Origin of the sequence: Thermobifida halotolerans (assembly GCF_003574835.2) — a bacterium.
GTDB lineage: Bacteria > Actinomycetota > Actinomycetes > Streptosporangiales > Streptosporangiaceae > Thermobifida > Thermobifida halotolerans.
The window spans coordinates 1,257,503-1,277,656 of the sequence record NZ_CP063196.1 but is presented as its reverse complement, the minus strand read 5'-3'; the positions used below and the strand labels follow the sequence as shown (position 1 = coordinate 1,277,656).

Sequence of the window (20,154 nt, the reverse complement as noted above, 5' to 3'; positions counted from 1 at the left end):
AAAGGGGGCTTGCCTTCCAGGCGTTTTGCGGTCATGATCCGCAGCATGGCCGCCAGACGCCGGACGCGTCTGGCACCCGCACGCCACGACCGCTCTGCCCACCGGACGGTGACAACGTGTCCGTTTCTTCCGGGTCCCACTCTCGGCAGGGCCGCGCACGGGCACCGCAGCGGCCCTCCCTCCGCGCGCTGCACCGCGCCTACGACGACGTGCTCGGCGGCACACGAAGCAGCCGCGACCTGCGTTCCGTGGTCTCCGCGTCCTGGGGCCGCTCCCTGCGGGCCAGGGTCGATCCCGAGGGCAGCGCCCCGCCCCTGGTCTACGACCCCGACGAACTGCGCGAGGTACGCTCCGGCCATCCGCTGGCCGCCGTGGTGCCGACCCTGCGCCGCGTCTTGGACGCCGCGGTGGACGCCTCCGCCCAACTGCTCATCGTCACCGACGCCGACGGCCGCATCCTGTGGCGCGAGGGCGCCGCACCGGTGCGCGGCGCGGCCGACCGGGTGCTGCTCACCGAGGGCACCCAGTGGCGCGAGGACACCATCGGCACCAACGCCATGGGCACCGCGCTGGCCACCGGCCGGCCCGTGCAGATCTACGCGGCCGAACACCTGGTGCGCGCCTACCACACCTGGACCTGCGCGGCCTGCCCGATCACCGACCCCGACACCGGCCGCCTGCTGGGCACCGTCGACGTCAGCGGCCAGCAGGACAGCGTGCACCCGGCGATGGTGCAACTGGTGTCGGCCGCGTCCGAGCTCGCCGAGAAGGAACTGCGGCTGCGGATGATGGCCGCGGACCAGCGGCTGCGGGAACGCCGCCTGCCCGAGCTGCGCCGCCTCGGCGGACAGCCGGGGGCGCTGCTCAGCGGGAGCGGCCGCGTCGTCGCCACGCACCGGCGCGATGACTGCCCCGTCGCACTGCCCGACCGGGTGGACACCACCGGCGACGGCCGCGTCGACCTGGGCGGCGGCGTGCACGGCACGCTGGAGCCGCTGACCGAGGGGTGGCTGCTGCGGCTGCCCCGGCCACGGGCGCGCTCCTCGTCCAATCCCTCGAAGTCCGGTCGGCGGCCGGTGTCCCAGGCAGCGGCCGCGCCGCCCTCCCCCCGGACGCTGGCCCTGCGCCTGCTGGGTCCGAACGCTCCCGCGGTCCGGCTGGGCGGCCGGTGCGTCCCGGTGTCGCTGCGGCACGCCGAGATCCTGGCCCTGCTGGCGCTGCACCCGGAGGGACGCACCGCCGAGCAGCTCGCCCTGGGGCTCTACGGCGAGGACGGCAACCCCACCACCGTCCGCGTCGAGGTGCACCGGCTACGCGCCCAGCTCGGCCAGCGCGTCCTGCTGCCCCGCCCCTACCGGCTCGCCGCCGTCCCCGACTGCGACCTGCTATGGGTGCGCGACCGGCTCGCCGCGGGCGACGTGCGCGCGGCCCTGGCCGCCTACCGGGGCGAGCTGCTGGGCCGCTCGGAGGCGCCCGGCGTCCGCACGGTGCGCGACGAGGTCGCGGCCACCCTGCGCACCAGTGTCCTGGAACTCGGCGACAGCGAGCTGCTGTGGCAGCTCGCCTGCCGCGACCTGGGCCGGGAGGACGCACAGGTGCTGGAGGCCCTGGTCGCGTCCCTGCCCCGCACCTCCCCGCGCCGGGCCAGCGCGCTCGAACGGCTCCGCGCCCTGCTGGCGTCCGACGGTTAGGACGAGGCCACTCCGGGAAACAGAGAGCGGTCCGGACGTCCGCCCCCACTCCCCCACTGGTCACGGCGTCGTCCCGGTACGCGCGGAACGTAGCGGGCGAGCCCGCCGTGAGCGGGACGTTTCCGCAAAGCTGGTCTAGAGTGGTCCTGTGGGTGGAGGCCACTCGCGGGGTGGATAACGCGGAGATAACGCTCCACAAAACCGCAGGTCAACTTCTGTGAGCCCCACGCACGTGGGGATGGACCGCGTCCCACGTCCACGTGTAGTCGGCGGGCTCGGTGAGCCCCACGCACGTGGGGATGGACCGGATCGGCCGTTCCGGATCAATGTCAACAGTGAGTGAGCCCCACGCACGTGGGGATGGACCGGACGGTGCGTTGCGTAAGCACACCGTGGACGGGTGAGCCCCACGCACGTGGGGATGGACCGCGTCCCCGGTAGAGGGGCCGGCCTTTGCGGTCGTGAGCCCCACGCACGTGGGGATGGACCGGACTCGGTGGTGGCCGCGCACATCGCGTTGCAGTGAGCCCCACGCACGTGGGGATGGACCGGCTGATGACGACTACGCCGCCCAGATCGCTGGGTGAGCCCCACGCACGTGGGGATGGACCGGACTCAGTCCGGCCGCGTAGGGGGTGGCGCGGGTGAGCCCCACGCACGTGGGGATGGACCGCGAAATGGACATGATGGAGTGGCGCATCATCGGTGAGCCCCACGCACGTGGGGATGGACCGGCACCGCCATGCCACGTCCGAAGACCAACTGGGTGAGCCCCACGCACGTGGGGATGGACCGCTGGCGAAGGTGGCCTGGGGCGCCAGCCACCGCGTGAGCCCCACGCACGTGGGGATGGACCGTCGCCACTAGAAATAGCCGCCACCTGGGCAGCGTGAGCCCCACGCACGTGGGGATGGACCGTCGGCGGTGATGGGCATCGTCAACGGGATTGTGTGAGCCCCACGCACGTGGGGATGGACCGTCCTCGCCCACGCCACTCAGCTCAGCCACCGTGTGAGCCCCACGCACGTGGGGATGGACCGCTGACACCTGACCATGTCGACGTGCCGTTCAGGTGAGCCCCACGCACGTGGGGATGGACCGTCCTCGCCCACGCCACTCAGCTCAGCCACCGTGTGAGCCCCACGCACGTGGGGATGGACCGCTGACACCTGACCATGTCGACGTGCCGTTCAGGTGAGCCCCACGCACGTGGGGATGGACCGTCCTCGCCCACGCCACTCAGCTCAGCCACCGTGTGAGCCCCACGCACGTGGGGATGGACCGCTGACACCTGACCATGTCGACGTGCCGTTCAGGTGAGCCCCACGCACGTGGGGATGGACCGTCCTCGCCCACGCCACTCAGCTCAGCCACCGTGTGAGCCCCACGCACGTGGGGATGGACCTGTTGAGGCTGCTGCGGACACCCCGGAGGTTGGGTGAGCCCCACGCACGTGGGGATGGACCGCACGGGCCGCTGCGCACCCACCCGATCGACGAGTGAGCCCCACGCACGTGGGGATGGACCGCCCATCCCGGTGAGGCGGGGCGGTACGGGTACGTGAGCCCCACGCACGTGGGGATGGACCGCGGATCGCCGCGACCCCCAGCGGGTCCTGCGGGTGAGCCCCACGCACGTGGGGATGGACCGCGGATCGCCGCGACCCCCAGCGGGTCCTGCGGGTGAGCCCCACGCACGTGGGGATGGACCGCGGATCGCCGCGACCCCCAGCGGGTCCTGCGGGTGAGCCCCACGCACGTGGGGATGGACCGTCGCTGAGAAACTTCTCGCGGTGACCGGTAGCGTGAGCCCCACGCACGTGGGGATGGACCGCGACCCGACGCCGAGGTCCTGGACGTGGTCAAGTGAGCCCCACGCACGTGGGGATGGACTGCACCCGTTCCCGCTGCCCTCCGGCCACTACTTGTGAGCCCCACGCACGTGGGGATGGACCGACCACAGCCTTGGCCGCCCCTCTCTTTCCCGCGTAAGCCCCACGCACGTGGGGATGGACTCCCAACTGGATCCCGGTGTGCTGACCCGGACGAGCCGGGTCGAGGAGTGGGCGGTGTCGTCCGATTTCCCCCTATCAAGGAGCTGGACGAACGCGCCCAGGCCCGGCACCTGCTGCACGTCCAACGGTGCGCCCCCGGTCCGGCCCCGATCGTGTGCGACAAGGGCTTCGCCGGAGCCAAGATCGAGAACGCGGCCGCTGGCCTGGGCCATCCGCTCATCCGCCCGGTGCGCGCAGACGAGCCCGAACCCGAAGTGAAGGTGTTTCCGTCCTGGCTGCGCCAGCGGATCGAGGCGATCATCTGGACGCTGAAGAACCAGCTCAGGTTGGAACGCCACAACGCGCGCACCACCGAGGGACTGTGGGCCAGGGTGTGTCAGAGGATCTGCGCGCTCAGCGCCGTCACCTGGCACAACTGGCTGATCGGTGCCCCCCGTCAAACGCTCCCTGACCGCCTACGACCACTGACCAACACACCCACAACCCCCATCAACGATCTAGATCCTTAACGCACCGATAACCTCGGAAGTTGTAGTGATCGGGATCCGTGGCAAACGCCGCCGCACCAGGGGGAAGATCTCCGGAAAGTTACGGGAGAACCTGCAAGTAATTTTGCGGGTCCAGATGATACCCGTACTGATCCTGCAGCGACTCCACATGCACGTACTTCATTAACATCCACCACCAGTGACACGCGGGCGCTTCCAGTTGTCGCCCTCGTCGTCATCAAAGAGTTGTTGGGCCACGCCCACATCGGCGTCACCGCCGGCGTCTACGCCCACGTCCGACTCCGCCTTCAGCGCCAAGTCATCGACAGCCTTGACGATGCCCTCGGCCAGGACGACGACCCTGACGACCCGCCCGCCGCAGCAGTCGTCCGCTGACGTTGCCGTCAACATTGCTGTCAAGCACCCCTGAAGCCCCGCCGGAAGGTAATCCGGCGGGGCTTCAGGCTTACTGGTGAAACTCTAGGACTACCATCGAATTCTCTTCATTTCGACAGCTGCAACCAGGTCACGATGACGATTTGATTCGCTCGACCTCTCGACGGATCGGGCCAATCCGTGGAACTCGATCCCACCACCATTCGCCATTCGATCGCCCACCCCCATCGATACGACGAACGATTCCAGATTCATCAATTTCAGTGAACTTCATAAATCTGGAGTCAACATCATCGAGCGCCCGCCTGAACCCCCCAAGGAAACCCGAGTCGGCGTTTTTCATGCCACGAGAGATGAAACTCCTGAGCGTGAGGGCGGCAATCAAGTCATAGACGCCCCACACCGTTCTGTCGGAATCGGGAAGCCCCACCTCCGCCTCAATCCTGAGAACGTGATTGCGCCAACTCTCCAGCAGTTCAACCAGCCCCAAGGCCCGCTCCGGGGTAACTGGAACGGAGACGCTCTCCAGTCGACGGATATCTACATCCGTCAGGAAGCATCCGAGCCATTCGCCGCGTTCACTTACATTCATCCATTCACCTGCCAGGGTAATACGACGTGGACTTCCACGGCATATCCCAGTTGATAATTACGCGGACGCCATTGTGGTCAAACCTCGACGAGTTCTGCCCGTCGAGTTGGCGCGGCCCGGCCTGCCGAAGTGTCGTCTCAATTTCAGCAGCGGACGGACGTCCCATCGCCGGGTTCCCGTCACCCGTATGTCCGTTCACGAACTCAACCATCTCGTCGAGGCTGTAGTCACTCCCATGGAAGTCCTCGCCGCCGAGACGGTCTCCATTCCTGCCACCAACTGGAACTCCACAATCCGGACCGGAATTGTGGGTCAATACCGGCGTGGCCCCGGCCAGTACATACGTGTGCAGGTCTTGGATGGTGAGGTTGTGGACGGTGGCGGCCTGGGTCCACGTCTGGATGGCGGTGATTTGGACCCAGGTGCCGGCCGAGGTCTGCAGCCACATCCCCGGGGTCAGGTCAATGGCAGCAACCCACTGGCCGAGTTCGGGAACCCAGAAGGGATGGCCGTCGGTTGCGAGAATGACGTCGCCGACCGCGGTCGGCCCGGGAGTTCCTTCCCGGTCGCTGTCGTCGTCCGCGGGTTTTTCGGTGGTGGCGTCCACGGTGATCTCGACCAGGGTCTTGGCTCCCGTGCCGACGATGGTGGCCAGCACCGTCCTGGGACCCTGTTCACCGGTCTCGGGATCGGTGGCCAGTACCTGGTCGCCGGTCTTGACCTTCTCGATCGGCTTGGACGTGCCATCAGCCATCAACACCCGAGTACCGGGCACGAAGCTGTTGGGCCCTCTCACCGGACACGAAAGACTCACCTGAAAGCCACTGAGATCATCTCAGTGTGGTATCTGGGACCAAATTTACTCCCTCCATCTCTGAAGCTTGTTACTTCAGCGCGAAATCGATGCCTGAAGCAGGGCGCACGCAGAAGACCAAGAAGGCAAGGAGCCTTGAATCCGCTTCAGATCCATACTCGAATAGTCAGGCGGAACGTCTCCGATTCCTTCCACTTCGAGCACATAGAACTCCGCTAAATCACCTACCACCACAAGCTCCCCTTCCGGAAAGAATCCAAACTTCCCATGAAAGAACCCATCTAACCTGCCAGGAACACTGGAAACGACTGTCAAAGCCGCGAGAGGAAGCCGATTTGTTGGTGAATTCCAGTTAAATGAGGCCAACCCTCGAACCACAAGAAGTGCAGAATTTCCCAAATCAATCTGCAGGGAAGTGCGTAGCTCAAAGAGAAGAGCTGCAGTGGAAGTCAAGTGGCACACCTGGGAATCGAGCAACTGCGCCTCTTGCAGTGCGTCCACTTCCCTCAAAGGGTCTACTTCGGTCGAGTCGAGAACTGCCGAATATAGCATATTCTGAACGAAATCACTTATTGAAGTCATGGGATCGGGATGTGATTGTATGGGTCGGCCTTGCCGACCGTCTGCCCATTTAGGGGGTTAACTGACTGCCCCCCTCTATTCATATACACAACATAACCGTTCGGGTATTGATATTTGCCAGTGGTGACAGGATCCATCACCCGAACTTGCACCACCCGAGGATCAAGGCCTTCGGTTCCGGTCGGAATATCATAGACCCAACCCTTACCCGTGGCGGACGGTGTGCCAACAGCCCCCTTAGGCAGCGGCAATGTCTCTCCAGCAGGCCCTATCACCGAGTCTATAGGGCAGTTTTTGTTGTGAACAAGAACCGTCGTCTCGCCCGCCAAGGCATAGTAAGTGTGCTGGTCTTGGACGGTGAGGTTGTGGACGGTGGCGGCCTGGGTCCACGCCTGGATGGCGGTGATCTGGACCCAGGTGCCGGCCGAGGTCTGCAGCCACATCCCGGGGGCCAGGTCGATGGCATCAACCCACTGGCCGAGTTCGGGAACCCAGAAGGGGTGTTTGTCGGTGGCGATGACGGTGTCGCCGGTCACCGTCGGCCCTGGTGTTCCTTCCCCGTTGCTCTGTCGTCGTCGGCGGGTTTCTCGGTGGTGGCATCCACGGTGATCTCGACCAGGGTCTTGGCTCCCGTGCCGATGATGGTGGCCAGCACCGTCCTGGCACCCTGTTCGCCGGTTTCGGGGTCGGTGGCCAGCACCTTGTCGCCGGTCTTAACCTTCTCGACCTGTTTGGACATGCCATCAGCCATCAATACCCGGGTGCCGGGCACGAAGCTGTTGCCGATCGGACACACCGCGTTGCCGGGATCTTTCTTCATCAGCGTGTTGACCGCCGAGATGATCTCGCCGCCCAGGCTCTGCTCGTCCTGGTTCACCTCGCAAAGGCGAGCCCCTCACCCAGTTGGCCGCCGGTTTCGGAGTGAGCGTCTCCACCGCATGGCGGTACGTACGCGCAACCACCCGCCTGCTGGCCCAGCTGGCTCCCACTGTGGAGCAGGGGACGGGCCAGGCCAGACGACGAGGACACGCCTATGTGGTGGTGGACGGCACTCTCATCCCCGGTGACCACCTGGCAACCGAGCACCCGTTCTCCTCGAGCAAGCACCACTGGCGTGGGATGAACGTGCAGGTGGCCGCCTGTCCGGATGGGGGAGCTGATGTGGGCCTCGCACGCACTGCTGGCGGTGCACGACACCCGGGCCGCCCGCATCCGGCGGCTCGCCGAGCGGATCCAGACCGCGGGACTGCTCGGCCTGGCAGACAAGGGCTATGACGGTCTGGCCCCGGGGGTGGTGTTGTGCCCGTCCAAGGGCCGGACAAGCCACGGGAGAAGAAGGACGCCAGCTCCGCCCACGCCACACTCCGCGCTCCTGGCGAGCGGGCCATCGCCCAACTGAAGAACTGGCACGTCCTCCGCCGACTACGGTGCTGCCCCCACCGCATCCGACGAACTCGTCCAAGGGGTGCTGGTCCTTCAACTCCGCGAAGCAGGATGAAAAAGGTTCAGTCACTTAGCCGTCAAACCGCAACTGGGACCCGCCGAACACCTTTCGGCAGGCCTCAGTTTTTCTTTTTTCCAACCTTTTTAAAATAAGACGACCGGGAAATTTAGCGAGGATTATAACTGCGGACTGCGACTTGAAACCAATTCGCTCTCACCTCTCGCAGTTCACCCAACTCCACAAGCCTCTGGCAAGCCATTGAAATTTCCTCCCGAGACACTGGATTGCTTGGCGACACACTCTCTAGATGCATGTATACACGCCATGCATCGAACACTTCGAGCCCCTCATCGTCGATGTCGACGTCAACCTCAGCACCTTCGGGATCCGTCATGCGGCAACCGATCCCGTGAACTGAATATTGAGTGCCATCAGGAAGGATTTCATCGCGCGGAATAATCCGCTTCTGTGCCATATAGACGATGTCTTGCACACTCTCAGCCCGTTCGACCTGGGCAAGCACTCGGGATCGCGTCGCTTGCAGTGAGCTCACGAATGATCGCACTGCGCTTATGGAAGACTCATCAGACACTAGCGGAGCCTATCGTTACCACATACGGACCATGATTCCATAACGTCGTCCATGCCACTGTATCCCTTGTGGGGCAGATCCACAATTTTATAGGGAACGTCGATTCCGGCACGTTTGGCCGCAGCGGTGCGGTGATGTCCGTCCACAATGAACCGTCTTCCATCGTTCTCTACCACGGAAATCGGACCACCTTGCCATCTGCCATTACGCATACTTTCCGTAATTTTCCTTACCAGCTTAGAGGAGGCGTTACCTCCGATCGGGTGCGTGCGCTCAAGGTCGAACGGAGATGACCAGCCATCAGGATCGTCGTTGTGAACGAGTATCGCCTGATTGCCTGCTACCACTTGGTAGGTGTGGTCACTTTGGATGGTGAGGTTGTGGACGGTGGCGGCCTGGGTCCACGCCTGGATGGCGGTGATCTGGACCCAGGTTCCTGCTGAGGTCTGCAGCCACATCCCGGGGGTCAGGTCGATGGCATCAACCCACTGGCCGGGTTCAGGAACCCAGAAGGGGTAGCCGTCGGTGGCGAGAATGACGTCGCCGACCGCGGTCGGCCCAGGGGCACCGCTGCCGTCCCCCTCATCGCCCGCGGGTTTCTCGGTGGTGGCATCAATGGTGATCTCGACCAGGGTCTTGGCCCCCGTGCCGACAATGGTGGCCAGCACCGTCCTGGCAGTCTGCTCGCCGGTCTCCGGATCGGTGGCCAACACCTGGCCGCCGACCTTGACGTCCTCGATCGGCGTGGACATGCCATCGGCCATCAGCACCCGGGTGCCCGGGGCAAAACTGTTACATCATTGAACGGCGTTCCGGACCTTCTGCCAGCCGCTCCTCACAGCACTGCCCGCACTCCTGGCGCCGTTCGCCGCAGCCGCCCCCAGCCCCCTCAGCCCGCTCGCCGCCCTGCCCCCAGAGAGGCCGCCTTGACTCCGGCGCCGACCCATCCTCCCGGGGAGATCAGCGTGCCGATGAAGGTAGGCAGGTAGCCTGCCTTTTACCAGCCGGAGTTCTTGTTCACCCCGACGATCCGCATGCTCTCGGACATGGACATTCCGGTGGAGTGCTCCATCACCGGCTCGGTGATCCAGACCATGGGCGACGACTCGTACAGGGCTATCATGGAGCCGACGCTGGCGTCCCTGAACTGCGGAGCGAACGGGATCCGGTTCACCATCGCGTTCGTTTTGCGAATGCTGTAGAGGACCGTCTGCTGGAAGGTCGGACGGGGCGGAAGCCGCCGGCCGACCGACGAGCCCGCAAAGCCCCGAGAGGGTGGCCTGCTGGCCGCTCTGGCCTTGGACAGGCGCGGTCTCTTGTACCTCTTCATCAGCTTCAGCCCGTCGGGGTCGCTGAAGCTGACGGGGTTGTTGTTGGCGTAGACGTAGCCGTGGACCTGCTGGGGATCGGTGAAGTCGATGACCGGGTCGTTGGAGACGAACCGGCCGATCGCCGAGTCGTAGGCGCGTGTCCCCAACTGGACCAGTCCGGTGGTCTCATCGATGGTGTCGCCCACGAAGCCCTTCTCGTCCAACCACTGTCCGGTGGAGCCGCAGATCGAGCCGAACGCGGTGAACCGGCGCTGCACGGTCTGCCCACTCTGCGCGTCGATGGTGAGTCCGCCGGTGCCGTGGTGGTCGGAGAACAGCCAGTGAAGGGTTTTGTCGTCCTGGCGGAGCGCGACTGTCTCACCGGCATGGTCGTAGTAGCGGACGGCCTCACGCAGCAGCGCGATCTTGTCCAGGTGCACTTCCATGCCGGGCAGGTACAGGGTCGCGTCTTGGGGCGTTCCGCGGATCAGGCGCTGGCCGTCGGCGTTGCAGCGGAACTCCGTCTCGGCACCGTTCTCCACGCCCCGGACCAGGTGGCCTTCGGCGTTCCACTCCAGTTCCTGGTCGCAACTGGGGTGAGACGGCTGGTCATGTTGCCCGCCTCGTCATAGCCGTACTGCTCCAACTGGGTGCCAGTGGGGCCAGTCTGCTCGACCTGGGTGAGGGTGTGCGGCTGGGACTGCCCAACTGCGACGTCGGCGAGGAACTGCACGTCTGCACTGCGGTGACGCCGGTGCGCCGAGTACCTGCCTCCGAATGCGGGAAGTGTCCCTGTCCGCGCCGCCTCCCCCGGGCCGAAATCGGCAGATCACGGTGCCGGGAGCGTTGGAAGGTGGCCACAGGGCAGCGGGCTTACCGGTTGGGGCGGCACCGCGCGGTCGACGTCATGGCTTTGCTGGAGCAGGTGGTAGCGACTTTTTGACCACTCCGGCATCATGGTGGTCTGCGACCACGACAGCATCCACCACGCCCGCGCGGTGCGGGAGTTCGTGGCTGCTCATCCCGGTCTGCACCTGTGGTTCCGGGGTGCGCCACAGTCCGCACGACAACCCGACCGAACGGGTCTGGGCCACGGTGAAGACTTCTGTGACCAACACCGCAGTGAACTGGCCGGGTCACCAACGGCAGGCGCATGCCTTCTTCCGCGCTCGTTTACCCGACCAACTACTGGTCACCGTCGCGCCATGGACCAGTCCGTGGTTCCTCGCTGGTTACGCGCAGAACTTCAGAAAAGGCGCTTAGTGCGGGTTGATAAAATTCTGCCAGCATCCCCTTTTTCCTCATACGAGAGGCTACAGTTCTCTCATTGCAGAATCAATTGCCCAAACCACTCCTTGGACATGTTCGGAAAAAAATCCGTTCCTCATATAGAAGGCCTCTTCGGATCCTACTTTTACATAAGCACTCGACAAGATGCTATAGATTGCATGCAATTCAAGTAAGGTGAGCTCGATCTCAACGAGACCTATTTGACCAGAATGATCCTTTTGAACTACAGCTTCAAACACATCACCAGCTGCCGGACCAGCCAAAATCTGAACCAGTTCGGGATTTTTCCGAATACCCGAAAAAGAGGTAATTACAACCCTCCTCACCAAATCAAACTGCGAAACTGTCAAACCAAGAACGTAGGCATCGCCCTGACGCCTGATCCGAACCTTCCGCCTCATCATCCCTACCCAAGTGGACTATAGAGCCTATTGAAATCCGCAGGATCTAGATGGTAGGCGTGAATGAAGTGAGAATTTTCAATAATCACCACACCCCTACCATTTCCATCCAACCTGCCCGCATCATAAGAGACTTGAGCATTAGTTCGAGGATCGAAATGTGTAGCATTTCCCTGTCGCCCAGAAAGATACTCAGCCAACACCCGGGGATCATCCCCTATGCCAGCAATACTATGATCAGCAGCCTCATTTGGCGGGTTGCAAACTGGACACATTCTCTGATGGTTATAGTCGACCCCGGAAGCAACCTTGGAGCCATAAAAATAATCAATCTCTTCATAAATTTCGTCGCCAATTCCTCCACAGTTATGCGACAGAAGCGGCGCAGTTCCTGCCAGTACATGGTAGGTGTGGGTGCCTTGGACGGTGAGGTTGTGGACGGTGGCGGCCTGGGTCCACGTCTGGATGGCGGTGATCTGGACCCAGGTGCCGGCCGAGGTCTGCAGCCACATCCCCGGGGTCAGGTCGATGGCAGCAACCCACTGGCCGAGTTCGGGAACCCAGAAGGGATGGCCGTCGGTGGCGATGACGGTGTCGCCGACCGCGGTCGGCCCGGGAGTTCCTTCCCGGTCACTGTCGCCGGCGGCGGGTTTCTCGGTGGTGGCGTCCACGGTGATCTCGACCAGGGTCTTGGCTCCCGTGCCGACGATGGTGGCCAGCACCGTCCTGGGACCCTGCTCGCCGATTTCGGGATCGGTGGCCAGTACCTGGTCGCCGGTCTTGACCTTCTCGATCGGTTTGGACGTGCCATCAGCCATCAGCCATCAACACCCGGCGTGACCAACCCCGCTGCTGCGCCGCCGCAAGCTGCTCTCCCCGCTGACGCTGACCTACATCCATTCCGTGCTCAAGTCCGCCCTGGAGCACGCCGTCCGCGAGGAAGAGATCCCGCGCAACGTCGCCCGCAATGTCCGCACCGGCACTCCGCGACCTCGACGCTTCGAACCCCTCACCGCCGACGAAGCCCGCCAGCTCCTTACCGCCGCGCAAGGTCATCGGCTGCACGCCCTGTTCGAACTCGCTCTTCACACCGGACTCCGCAAGGGCGAACTCCTCGGCCTGCGCTGGGAAGACCTCGACCTCGACGCAGGTACCGCCGCCATCCGCCGCACCTTGCAGCGCACCACCACGGGCGGGCTCACCGCGCTGCCGACCAAGACGCGGGCTTCCGAGCGCCGCATCGCCCTCCCCGCCCGCTGCGTCCACTCACTGAAGTACCACCACGAGTTGCAGCAGCGCGAATGCGAGACCGCGGGCGCGGCGTGGCAGCACAGCGGACACGTGTTCACCACTGCACAGGGCGGGCCGATCGACCCGACCAACCTCACCCGCGCCTTCAACACGCTCCTCCGCAAGGCCGGCCTCCGCCGCATCCGCTTCCACGACCTCCGCCACTCCACCGCCACCCTGCTGCTGGAACAGGGCGTCGAACTCGTCGTGATCAAGGAACTCCTCGGCCACTCCCACATCGGCGTCACAGCCACCGTCTACGCCCACGTCCGGCTCCGCCTCCAGCGCGATGCCATCGACACCCTTGGCACCGCGCTCGGTAGCCCGGAGCCCACCAAGACGGGACGCTCCGACGGCGACGAACCGCCACCCTGCAACGCGCTCGTCCGCTGACGTTGCCGTCAACTACTGCCGTCAAGACGGCGAGAGGCCCCGCCAGAGGTCGACTCTGGCGGGGCCTCTCGGTATCGAGTCAATTCACGACAACAATTCGCGACGAGACTCGGAATAGGAGTCCTCGTTCTCCGGGAGAAGCTCCGACATCTTACCGAAGAACGCCGCTCCCGCATCCCTCAGCGACGCCACGAACTCAGACATTGAAACGCTCGCCCTCTTCACGCCATTGCTCGATTTCGCCGAAACAAGAACCTGAGATCCTTGCCGCCGAAAAGAGAGTTCAATCGGCTGATCCGGGAAATAGGTCGACGCGTACCCCGCAGTCGAGAGTTGGGGAATCATGCTGGCCACGTATGCCCACAACTGGTCAACGTAGTCCCATTCGCTGACCCCAATGATCTCGACTCCGTGGATGGCGATTCGCACCGCACCTTCGACGTAGTCGGCATCAGCTGGACGGGCGGCACAGGCATCAACCTGCACGAACTTGCCGTCCGAAGCCCTCAGGTACGTCTCGATCTCGATCACGCTGCGATTCCTCATGTCAGGGAGTAACAGGGTAGAACTGGCCGACTCGGCCCCGATTCATGCCGAGAACGTAGTCTACTCCGTTGACGTTTCCCTGAATCTGATACATGCCCCTACTTCCTCGCTGAACGAGCGTATCCCTGTTCTGGCGCATGACCTGCCCGATTGCATCTTGAACATCAGCAACGCTCATCTTGGGGTCGAAGAACGACTGCTGAGCCCTTACTGAGCCATCCCACATCTTCGGATGATGACGAGTGAGGATGTGCTCCATTCCCTTCTTGTCCAGAAGGAAGGTCTGGTTTCCGAACTGGAAGCGCTGACTGCTCCAATTCCGGAGGGCCGGAATGCACCCTCCGCTGTTGTGAACCAGGACCGGTGTGGCCCCTGCCAGCGCATAGTACGTGTGCTGGTCCTGGATGGTGAGGTTGTGGACGGTGGCGGCCTGGGTCCACGTCTGGATGGCGGTGATTTGGACCCAGGTGCCGGCCGAGGTCTGCAGCCACATCCCCGGGGTCAGGTCAATGGCAGCAACCCACTGGCCGAGTTCGGGAACCCAGAAGGGATGGCCGTCGGTTGCGAGAATGACGTCGCCGACCGCGGTCGGCCCGGGAGTTCCTTCCCGGTCGCTGTCGTCGTCCGCGGGTTTTTCGGTGGTGGCGTCCACGGTGATCTCGACCAGGGTCTTGGCTCCCGTGCCGACGATGGTGGCCAGCACCGTCCTGGGACCCTGCTCGCCGATTTCGGGATCGGTGGCCAGTACCTGGTCGCCGGTCTTGACCTTCTCGATCGGCTTGGACGTGCCGTCAGCCATCAACACCCGAGTACCGGAAACAAAACTGTTGGGCCCTCTCACCGGACACGCCGCAGCCGACACCGCGTTGCCCGGGTCCTTCTTCATCAGCGTGTTGACCGCCGAGATGATCTCGCCACCCAGCTTCTTGACCTTGGAGACCAGGCTGGCGAACTTGCCCCACCGCAACGCGTACTTGACCGCCAGCTTGGCCAGCACCCCGCCCGGCGCGAACAACGCCATCGCCACGTTCAGCGCCGTCTCACCACACGCCCCGATATCGCCCGTGGTCAGACACTCGATGCCCGCACTGATGCCCAACTCGTCCGCGACGATCTTGGCCAACCCTGTCGCGGCCTCCGCCAACTCCTCCCGGGCCTCGTCATGACTACTCGACGAAGACGAGGGAACCGCAGAGGAACCACCCCCCCCCCCCGAGGCGTTCCCGTACTGATTCCGTGGTAGCGGTTGTACGCCTGGTGAGCGGCTTTTCGGGCAGCACCTCTCAGGTTGTGCCTGATTCGCCTTCCACCTGTGCTCGCGCTGACCTGTTTCTTTCCTGGCCCCTTGACCATCAGCCCGTCGGAGTCGGAGAAGGTGATGGGGCTGTTGTTGGCGTAGGCGTAGCCGTGCATCTGCTGGGAGTCGGCGAAGTCGATGACCGGGTCCGCCGAGATGAACCGGCCAATGTTGGCGTCGTAGGCGCGCGCCCCCAACTGGACCAGGCCGGTTGACTCGTCGACGGTGCCGCTGACGAAGCCCTTGTCGGTGGGCCAGGTGCCGGTGCTGCCCCGGTCGGCGCCGAACGCGGTGGTGCGGCGGCGCACGGTCTGGCCGGTGAGGGCCTCCACCGCCAACTGTCCGGTGGCCTGGTGGTCGGAGAACATCCAGTTCACCGAGCCGTCACCGGTGCGCACCGCCACGGTCTCGCCCACGTGCTCATAGAAGCGGGTGGCTTCCACCGAAGGCACGGTCTTGTCCAGCCGGACCTCCATGCCCGCCAGGTACAGCACCGCCTCGGTGGAAGTCTCGCGGACCAGCCGCTGGCCGTCGGCGTCGTAGCGGAACGACGTGGTGGAGCCGTCCTCCTCGGTGACCTCGACCAGTCTGCCCTCGGCGTCCCACTCCAGGTCCTGGTCGCGGGACGCAGTGGTGCGGCCGGTCATGTTGCCGGAGGCGTCGTAGGTGTACTGCTCCAACCGGGTGCCGGTGGGGCCGGTCTGCTCGACCTGGGTGAGGGTGTGCGGTTGGGACTGGCCGACGGTGGGGGTGGTGTAGGTGCGGACCGTGTCTCCGCTGGCTGCGTGGCGTACCTCGGTCTCGCGGTTGCCCACCGCGTCGTAGGTGTAGGAGTGCCAGTACGGGGAGGCGCCGCCCAACTCGTCCACGTCCGGGGCCGCCTCGCACGCGGTCGTGCCGTGGACGTCGGGAGTCCACACCTCGGTGAGGCGGCGCAGGTGGTCATAGGCGAAGCACTGGGTGTGGCCGAGGCCACCTCCACCGGCTCCCCCGTCTCCGCGGCCTCGGCCAGGGCCTGTTCCTCCCCGGCCGTCAGATCCGGTTCCGCCGACTCCTCGTCGTCGGCCGAGGCCGGAGCCGCCCACAGCAGCCCCGCCGCCACCACACCGGCCAGCACACCCGCACCCGTCCTGCGCAGCACGAAACCCACCCGATCCAGCACGCGACACATCCGCTGAATCGGGGCGACCCGGCCGATATTCCGTTAGGCCGGGATCAAACTAGCCAGACCAAGATCACGTGTAAACCACACCTAGAACCACGGAGAGTGTGACAGAACCAACAGAGGGTTCGCCAACCTGCGAAGGTTCCCCTCGCCTCAGCCGCAAACCTCGACAAATGGCCGGATCCGGCCACACGCTCCCGCACACGGCCGTGTCCGCTCCGTGTCGGCTCTCAAGTTCCGCACTCCCCCGGCACCACACGGCACCCTCCGACACACGACGGCACCCCGAACCGCCACCTCGGTACCGCGATACCCGGAACACCCACCACACCACACGATCGGCATTCCCCACTCCACCGGGATTTCCGCCTCCCCCGGGGGAACCGCGCCGGGGAGACCTCCTCCGGAGGGGCGCGCCTCCCGCTCCGATGCGTCGGCTCCGCCGGTCGGCGAGCCGTCGGGGCGGGGGGCGGGCCGTCACGAGGCGTCAGGCGGTCACTCCTCGGTGAGCAGGTCGTTGTCGCGGACCGCGGGCAGCGACAGGGTGCGGTAGCCGACCTCGTCGAACAGGACGGTGAGCCGGTCGGCCTCCCGGTGCACCACCGTTCCCGGCCCCCACTCGGCGTGCCGCACGTGGGAGCGCACCGCGAACTCCTCGCCGGCTCCGCCCGGTTCCGCCTGTTCGAACGCCGTGCCCGCCTCGCAGGTGTCGCAGAAGCCGCACGGCCACTCCAGCACCTCACCGAGGTAGCCGAGCAGGAACTGGCGGCGGCACGACCGGGTCTCCGCGTAGTTGCGCATGACCTCCAGCCGGGTGCGCTCGAACCGGTGCCGCCGGTCGGCCAGTTCCGACGCGCGTCTCTCCGCCTCCCGGGGAGAGACCTCCTCGCCGTAGGCGAAGCCTCCCCGGCCGGTCGCGTGGACCGCGTCGACCTCCTCCAGCAGGTTGAGCGCGTTCAGCGCCGCGCGGCGGGACCGGTCGGTCTCCTCTCCGACGTCCTCGGCACTGACGGGCCCCTCCTGGTCGCGCACCGTCTCGGCGGTCGCGCGGAGGTCGGCGGCGCCCACGCTGCGGGCGGTGCGGAACCGCTGCCGCCCGACGTCCTCCGTCCGGTGGAACAGCACCGCCTCGGCGCGCTCGCCGTCGCGTCCGGCGCGTCCGATCTGCTGGTAGTAGGCGTCCAGGGACTCCGGGATGGACGCGTGGGCCACGAACCGGACGTTCGGCTTGTCGATGCCCATGCCGAACGCCGAGGTCGCGACCACCACGTCGATCCGGTCGGCCAGGAACTCCCCGTGCGCCCGCCTGCGCTCCGCCGCGGGCAGTCCGGCGTGGTAGGCCGCCGCGCGTACGCCGCGCCCGGCGAGGTCGGCGGCGTAGCGTTCGGTGTCCGCGCGGGTGGCGGCGTAGACCAGTCCCGGGGTCGGCGCGGACGCGGCCCAGTCGAGCACCGCCGCGCGCTTGCCGTCGTCGCTGGCGAAAGCGCGTACCTGAAGGTGGAGGTTGGGACGGTCGAACCCGGTGACGATCCGCACCGGATCGCGCAGCCCGAGACCGGCCACGATGTCGTCGCGAACCGGTCCGCCCGCGGTGGCCGTCAGCGCGAGCACCGGGGGATGCCCCAACCGGTCGATCACCGGTTCCAGTTGCCGGTAGTCGGGGCGGAAGTCGTGGCCCCACTCGGACACGCAGTGGGCCTCGTCGACCACGAACAGGCTGGGCCGCGCCTCCCGCAGCCGGTCCACCACCTCCGGTCTGGCCAACTGCTCCGGCGCCAGGAACAGGTACTCGGCCGCACCGGAGTCCACCGCGTCCCACGCCCGTTCGCTGTCGCCGCCGCGCTGCGCGGAGTTCACCGCGACGGCGTCGGGCGCGTCGCTGGCGTCGAGTTGTCTGGCCTGGTCCCGTTGCAGGGCGATCAGCGGCGACACCACGACCGTGGGACCGTCCAGCTCCAGCGCCGGAACCTGGTAGATCGCCGACTTGCCCGCGCCGGTGGGCATGACGACCAGCACGTCCCGGCCCTCCAGCAGCGTCTCCATCGCCCGCAGCTGCTCGGGGCGCAGACTCGGCCAGTCGAACACCTCCTCGGCGCGTCGCCGCAGCCGGTCGCGCGCACCACCCCCTGAACGCGCGGGACCACCGGTCTGACCTGCGGAGAAGTCGGACATGTCCCCACGCTGCCCCGAGGGGTGCGGGGGAAACGCGGGACGCGGGACGCGGCGCGCCGCGCTCACCCGCCGGACGACTCGCCGTGGACGGTGACCGTGCCGCGTGCCGTGACGGGTCTCCCGTCGAGCAGCGGCGCGAGGAAGTCCAGGGAGGCGCGCAGGTCCGCCACACCGCCGCCCTCGTGGGCGTTGTAGGGCCACACCAGCAGGTCCCTGGCTCCCGCGTAGTTGTTGTGGGCGGCGAACACCGTGGACGGGGGGCAGACGGGGTCCATGAGTCCGACGGTGAACAGCGCGGGAGCGGCGGCGCGGGCCGCGAAGTGGACGCCGTCGACGTAGGACAGGGTCCGCAGCACGGCGCCCGCCCTGGTGCGGTGCACCGACAGGTATCGGGGGATCTCCGCGTAGGGGTGGGCGTCGGTGACGGTGATGGCGCGGTCGATGTGGCAGAGGAACGGAACTCGGGCGACGACCCCCGCCAGGCCGTCGGCGAGTCCGGCGGCGGCGAGCGCCAGGCCGCCGCCCTGGGAGCCGCCGACGACCGCCACGCGCGCCGGGTCGACGGCGTCGAGCGCCCGCACGGCCTCCACCGCCCGGACCGCGTCGACGATGGCGCGCCGGTAGTAGTAGGTGGCGGGGTCCTCGATGCCGCGGGTCATGAAGCCGGGGAACGCCGGGGCGCTGCCCACCGGGTCGGGGGTGGCCCCGGCACGGCTGCCGGCCGCGCCCTGGCCGCGGGCGTCCACGGTCAGGTGCGCGAACCCGGCGCTCGCCCACTCCAGGGCCTCCAGTACGTCGCCGCGGCCGTTGCCGTATCCGGGAAACTCCACGACCGCGGGCAGCGGACCGTCGGCCCCTCTCGGTGTCCTCAGCCACGCCCGGACCGGGTGGCCGCCGTAGCCGTTGAAGGTGACGTCGCAGACGTCGAGGGTGCGCAGCGCGGTGCGCACCGGGACGGCGCGCGGGTCGAGCGCGTGTCCGCGCGCCTCGTCCAGCGACGACCGCCAGAAGTCGTCGAAGTCCGCCGGGGCGTCGCCTGTCGCCCGGTACTCCAGAAGGCGGTCGAGGGGGAGGTCGACGTGCATGGTCGCCGTTGTCCTTTCGGTCGTCCGGCGGCCGTGCCGGGCCGGTCCGGCACGGCCGGGTGCGTCCAAGCGGCCGGGGGGCGGTCGGCGCACCGGCGGCTCACGCGGGGAAAGGTATCCGATCGCGGACGCCCGGCCCGCGCCGCCCCCGGACCTCCCGCGGCCGCTCCCCCTCCCGGGTCAGGCGTCGCAGTCCTGGCAGCGCCGGGTGGCGAGGCGCTCGGTGTTGCCCTCCGTGGCCCGGACGGGATGTTCTTCGCTGATGCGCCGCCACAGGTGCGGGTCGGGATCGGTGATCCAGCCCCACACGGGCGGCGCGATGTCGGGGACCGACAGGTGACCGCAGTGCGGTCGGTGCGCGTAGCGCCTCGGGGAGATCAGGATCGAGGTGGACAGGAAGCCGGTTCCCGGCACCGGCGTCGGGCGGCCCGGCCCCGCCGGTGCCCGCTCCGCCGAGTTCTCCGGGCAGGCGCACCCCTGGTCGACGATCAGGTCGCATCGCTGGCAGCGTCGCATCTCCATACCCCGCATTGTGCGGCGGGGCGGTGACATTCTCGGGCGGGGCGCCGCTTCCGCGCCGACGCCCCGCCCG

At 66.3% G+C, this 20,154-nt stretch carries 22 protein-coding genes, 2 pseudogenes and 1 CRISPR repeat array; of the genes and pseudogenes, 7 read left to right on the top strand and 17 right to left on the bottom strand.

Annotated elements, in window-relative coordinates; genetic code table 11:
• Nucleotides 1–116 precede the first annotated feature (116 nt).
• Both NI17_RS05615 and NI17_RS05610 read left to right on the top strand, forming a co-directional pair.
• The gene (locus tag NI17_RS05615; protein ID WP_243597632.1) at nucleotides 117–1,691 is read left to right on the top strand and encodes a GAF domain-containing protein; all 1,575 of its coding nucleotides are present in this window, start codon (nucleotides 117–119) and stop codon (nucleotides 1,689–1,691) included.
• A 217-nt stretch (nucleotides 1,692–1,908) separates the two neighbouring features.
• Nucleotides 1,909–3,707: direct repeats of the CRISPR family, unit length 29 nt; unit sequence GTGAGCCCCACGCACGTGGGGATGGACCG.
• Between the two features lie 75 nt (nucleotides 3,708–3,782).
• Nucleotides 3,783–4,173 (top strand): annotated as a pseudogene (locus NI17_RS05610) (IS982 family transposase); the annotation flags it as partial.
• 203 nt (nucleotides 4,174–4,376) lie between these two features.
• Here the strand turns inward: NI17_RS05610 and NI17_RS05605 are convergent.
• From NI17_RS05605 to NI17_RS05580, 6 genes are all read right to left on the bottom strand, one after another.
• Nucleotides 4,377–4,604 carry a hypothetical protein gene (locus NI17_RS05605; RefSeq protein ID WP_068692361.1) on the bottom strand — a complete coding sequence of 76 codons (228 nt, stop codon included), beginning with the start codon at nucleotides 4,602–4,604 and terminating at the stop codon, nucleotides 4,377–4,379.
• Nucleotides 4,605–4,719: 115 nt separating this feature from the next.
• Nucleotides 4,720–5,181 (bottom strand): hypothetical protein, encoded by a 462-nt coding sequence (locus NI17_RS05600; protein ID WP_147416893.1) that lies wholly within the window; start codon nucleotides 5,179–5,181, stop codon nucleotides 4,720–4,722.
• Between the two features lie 4 nt (nucleotides 5,182–5,185).
• Nucleotides 5,186–5,935, bottom strand: a complete 750-nt coding sequence (locus NI17_RS05595) for a polymorphic toxin-type HINT domain-containing protein (protein ID WP_119267765.1) — start codon at nucleotides 5,933–5,935, stop codon at nucleotides 5,186–5,188.
• A gap of 135 nt (nucleotides 5,936–6,070) precedes the next feature.
• On the bottom strand, nucleotides 6,071–6,496 hold the full coding sequence (locus tag NI17_RS05590) for a hypothetical protein (RefSeq protein ID WP_147416892.1): 426 nt from the start codon (nucleotides 6,494–6,496) through the stop codon (nucleotides 6,071–6,073).
• A 77-nt stretch (nucleotides 6,497–6,573) separates the two neighbouring features.
• A complete protein-coding gene (locus tag NI17_RS05585) occupies nucleotides 6,574–7,113 on the bottom strand; it encodes a polymorphic toxin-type HINT domain-containing protein (protein WP_068692360.1) in 540 nt (179 codons plus the stop codon).
• Nucleotides 7,110–7,454 (bottom strand): hypothetical protein, encoded by a 345-nt coding sequence (locus NI17_RS05580; RefSeq protein ID WP_068692358.1) that lies wholly within the window; start codon nucleotides 7,452–7,454, stop codon nucleotides 7,110–7,112. The genes NI17_RS05585 and NI17_RS05580 overlap by 4 nt, the downstream gene beginning before the upstream one ends.
• Before the next feature lie 44 nt (nucleotides 7,455–7,498).
• Here NI17_RS05580 and NI17_RS05575 point away from each other — a divergent pair, with 44 nt between their 5' ends.
• Together NI17_RS05575 and NI17_RS05570 are read left to right on the top strand one after the other, a co-directional pair.
• Nucleotides 7,499–7,852: a hypothetical protein gene (locus NI17_RS05575; protein WP_234401990.1), complete on the top strand. Its 354-nt coding sequence runs from the start codon at nucleotides 7,499–7,501 to the stop codon at nucleotides 7,850–7,852.
• Entirely contained in the window at nucleotides 7,737–7,976 is a 240-nt protein-coding gene (locus tag NI17_RS05570; protein ID WP_243597723.1) for a hypothetical protein, read from the top strand. The genes NI17_RS05575 and NI17_RS05570 overlap by 116 nt, the downstream gene beginning before the upstream one ends.
• A gap of 211 nt (nucleotides 7,977–8,187) precedes the next feature.
• Here the strand turns inward: NI17_RS05570 and NI17_RS24615 are convergent, their stop codons facing one another.
• From NI17_RS24615 to NI17_RS05560, 3 genes are all read right to left on the bottom strand, one after another.
• Entirely contained in the window at nucleotides 8,188–8,574 is a 387-nt protein-coding gene (locus NI17_RS24615; protein ID WP_157129756.1) for a DUF6896 domain-containing protein, read from the bottom strand.
• A 38-nt stretch (nucleotides 8,575–8,612) separates the two neighbouring features.
• A complete protein-coding gene (locus NI17_RS05565) occupies nucleotides 8,613–9,377 on the bottom strand; it encodes a polymorphic toxin-type HINT domain-containing protein (protein WP_147416890.1) in 765 nt (254 codons plus the stop codon).
• Nucleotides 9,378–9,610: 233 nt separating this feature from the next.
• The gene (locus tag NI17_RS05560; RefSeq protein ID WP_068692354.1) at nucleotides 9,611–10,465 is read right to left on the bottom strand and encodes an RHS repeat domain-containing protein; all 855 of its coding nucleotides are present in this window, start codon (nucleotides 10,463–10,465) and stop codon (nucleotides 9,611–9,613) included.
• A 262-nt stretch (nucleotides 10,466–10,727) separates the two neighbouring features.
• Between NI17_RS05560 and NI17_RS24520 the strand changes: the two are divergent.
• Nucleotides 10,728–11,186: pseudogene (locus tag NI17_RS24520) on the top strand (transposase); the annotation flags it as partial.
• A gap of 50 nt (nucleotides 11,187–11,236) precedes the next feature.
• Here NI17_RS24520 and NI17_RS05555 read toward each other — a convergent pair.
• Nucleotides 11,237–11,563 (bottom strand): hypothetical protein, encoded by a 327-nt coding sequence (locus NI17_RS05555; RefSeq protein ID WP_147416889.1) that lies wholly within the window; start codon nucleotides 11,561–11,563, stop codon nucleotides 11,237–11,239.
• Between the two features lie 56 nt (nucleotides 11,564–11,619).
• Entirely contained in the window at nucleotides 11,620–12,432 is an 813-nt protein-coding gene (locus NI17_RS05550) for a polymorphic toxin-type HINT domain-containing protein (RefSeq protein WP_147416888.1), read from the bottom strand.
• Nucleotides 12,433–12,517: 85 nt separating this feature from the next.
• On the opposite strand from NI17_RS05550, the gene NI17_RS05545 reads away from it, so the two are divergent.
• Nucleotides 12,518–13,297, top strand: coding sequence for a tyrosine-type recombinase/integrase (locus tag NI17_RS05545; protein WP_199860233.1), 780 nt, complete (start codon nucleotides 12,518–12,520; stop codon nucleotides 13,295–13,297).
• 84 nt (nucleotides 13,298–13,381) lie between these two features.
• Here NI17_RS05545 and NI17_RS05540 read toward each other — a convergent pair whose 3' ends face one another.
• Genes NI17_RS05540 through NI17_RS05530 form a run of 3 tightly spaced genes read right to left on the bottom strand, consistent with a single transcriptional unit; the run spans nucleotide 13,382 to nucleotide 16,009 of the window.
• Nucleotides 13,382–13,828: a hypothetical protein gene (locus NI17_RS05540; RefSeq protein ID WP_084012914.1), complete on the bottom strand. Its 447-nt coding sequence runs from the start codon at nucleotides 13,826–13,828 to the stop codon at nucleotides 13,382–13,384.
• A 16-nt stretch (nucleotides 13,829–13,844) separates the two neighbouring features.
• Nucleotides 13,845–14,966 (bottom strand): polymorphic toxin-type HINT domain-containing protein, encoded by a 1,122-nt coding sequence (locus tag NI17_RS05535; RefSeq protein ID WP_243597631.1) that lies wholly within the window; start codon nucleotides 14,964–14,966, stop codon nucleotides 13,845–13,847.
• Nucleotides 14,912–16,009, bottom strand: a complete 1,098-nt coding sequence (locus tag NI17_RS05530; protein WP_243597630.1) for an RHS repeat-associated core domain-containing protein — start codon at nucleotides 16,007–16,009, stop codon at nucleotides 14,912–14,914. Before NI17_RS05530 ends, NI17_RS05535 begins: the two co-directional genes overlap by 55 nt.
• Nucleotides 16,010–16,078: 69 nt before the next feature.
• Here NI17_RS05530 and NI17_RS05525 point away from each other — a divergent pair, with 69 nt between their 5' ends.
• Nucleotides 16,079–16,318 (top strand): hypothetical protein, encoded by a 240-nt coding sequence (locus NI17_RS05525; RefSeq protein ID WP_211329467.1) that lies wholly within the window; start codon nucleotides 16,079–16,081, stop codon nucleotides 16,316–16,318.
• Nucleotides 16,319–16,800: 482 nt separating this feature from the next.
• Here the strand turns inward: NI17_RS05525 and NI17_RS05520 are convergent, their stop codons facing one another.
• The 3 genes from NI17_RS05520 to NI17_RS05510 form a co-directional block, all read right to left on the bottom strand.
• Nucleotides 16,801–18,477, bottom strand: coding sequence for a RecQ family ATP-dependent DNA helicase (locus NI17_RS05520; protein ID WP_068692071.1), 1,677 nt, complete (start codon nucleotides 18,475–18,477; stop codon nucleotides 16,801–16,803).
• 62 nt (nucleotides 18,478–18,539) lie between these two features.
• Nucleotides 18,540–19,562, bottom strand: coding sequence for an acetylxylan esterase (locus tag NI17_RS05515; RefSeq protein WP_068692069.1), 1,023 nt, complete (start codon nucleotides 19,560–19,562; stop codon nucleotides 18,540–18,542).
• Nucleotides 19,563–19,742: 180 nt separating this feature from the next.
• Nucleotides 19,743–20,078, bottom strand: a complete 336-nt coding sequence (locus NI17_RS05510) for a hypothetical protein (RefSeq protein ID WP_068692098.1) — start codon at nucleotides 20,076–20,078, stop codon at nucleotides 19,743–19,745.
• Nucleotides 20,079–20,154: the final 76 nt, after the last annotated feature.